The organism is Centipeda felix (assembly GCF_900186465.1).
Classification (GTDB): domain Bacteria; phylum Bacillota; class Negativicutes; order Selenomonadales; family Selenomonadaceae; genus Centipeda; species Centipeda felix.
The window spans coordinates 1-1,723 of record NZ_LT891950.1; the positions used below are offsets into that span (position 1 = coordinate 1).

Sequence of the window (1,723 nt, forward strand, 5' to 3'; positions counted from 1 at the left end):
AGATGTGTATAATAGTCGGCGGCACGCCGACGGCACTGCCCGCGCCGCTCCTCATGGGAGTGCTGGAGACGCTCCGCACGGCGGCGGGAACGCCTGTGGAATGGACCGTCGAGGCGAATCCCGGCACCGTGGACACAGCGTACCTCGGCGCACTCCGCGCGGCGGGGGCGAACCGTCTCAGCCTTGGCGTACAGAGCTTTGACGACACGCTCCTCTATGGCACCGGGCGCATCCACACCGCTGCGGAGGCGGCGCAGGCCTTTCACGCGGCACGCGCAGCGGGCTTTGAGAATATCAGCATTGACCTCATGTACGGCCTGCCGGGGCAGACCCTTGACCACCTGCGGCGCAGCGTCGCGGCGGCCGTCGCCCTCGCGCCGGAGCACCTTTCCGTTTACGGGCTGACCGTCGAGGAGGGAACGCCGTTCGCGGCGATGCAGGCAGCAGGGCGGCTTGACCTCCCCACGGAGGACGCGGCCGAGGAGATGTATGACTTCCTCATGGCGGAGCTGCCCGCGCGCGGCTACGCCCGCTATGAGATCGCGAACTTCGCGCAGCCGGGCTTTGAGAGCCGTCACAACCGCGGCTATTGGCACATGACCCCCTACCTAGGCCTCGGCGCGGCGGCGCACGGCTATGTGGACGGTGAGCGCTGGGCGAACGAGGCGGACATCCCCGCCTACATCCGCGCCATGCGCGCGGGCACGAGCGTCCGCACGCCCGAGGACGGCGCGCGCACACGAGAGCGTGCGATGGAGGAGTATGCCTTCCTCGCCCTGCGCACGACGGCGGGCATCGACGCGGCGGACTTTCATCGCCGCTGGGGGCGAGACTTGGAGGAGGTCTATGGCGCGGTGATCGCGCACTATGCTGCGCTCGGCCTCCTCCGCCGCACGGCGGCGGGCGCTGCGCTGACGGCGGCAGGCATGAAACGCGGCAACGAGGTCTTTGCCGCATTTTTGCTTGAGGAGTAGAGTTGTGGTATGATGATACGAAGTGTGGCATTGCTGTCCGCGCGAACACCTCGTTTGCAAGTGGTCGTGCGCTTATCTGCCTAAATACCTGCGCATTGCGAAACGCGCTTCGCTTGAACGACGCAATCCGCAGGGGGCAGAACGCGCACTTCCTCCACTTGCGCCACTAGGGTTCGCTTTTGACAGCAATATCCACGGACATCGCGGTATGTCTCATCATACCGTGTGGGAGATATGGAATGATTGAACAGGAGAAATTTCCATGAAAACACTGACCATGATCGAAATGCAGGGCTGCCCCTACTGTGCGAATGCACATCGCGCCATCGACGCACTGCGCGCAGAGGGCGGCGCGTACGCGGATGTTCCGCTCACCTTCATCGACGAGAACCGCGAGCCCGCGCGCACCCAGCCCTACGCCGGGCAGTACTACTACGTCCCGAGCATCTTTATGGACGGCACGAAACTCTACGAGGCGCAGCCGGGCCAGAGCTACGAGGCCATCTATGCTGAGGTAAAGAACGCGTTTGATGCGGCAAGCGCTGAGTAAGGGGACGCGGTTTACACGAGGCTGACAATCTTGTGTAACAGCTTTGCCTTTGTGCCCCTTCCACCGCTTGCACGGTCCCCCTTGCTGACCTGTCCAAGAAGCAAGTCCACAGGACGAAGCTGATTGGGTAACAGGTCGTATGGGAAAACGTCCCAAGAACACGAGCGACAGCGATGTGTGATTGGCTGACGTTGACCGC

Annotated in this window: 2 protein-coding genes; both read left to right on the forward strand. The window is 63.6% G+C overall.

Annotation, left to right across the window (positions count from 1 at the left end):
- Window positions 1-974, forward strand: a 974-nt coding sequence (gene hemW / locus C1713_RS00775) for a radical SAM family heme chaperone HemW (protein WP_102492722.1), incomplete at its 5' end; no start/stop codon positions are given.
- Window positions 975-1,236: 262 nt separating this feature from the next.
- The gene (locus tag C1713_RS00780; protein ID WP_009753244.1) at window positions 1,237-1,524 is read left to right on the forward strand and encodes a thioredoxin domain-containing protein; all 288 of its coding nucleotides are present in this window, start codon (window positions 1,237-1,239) and stop codon (window positions 1,522-1,524) included.
- Window positions 1,525-1,723: the final 199 nt, after the last annotated feature.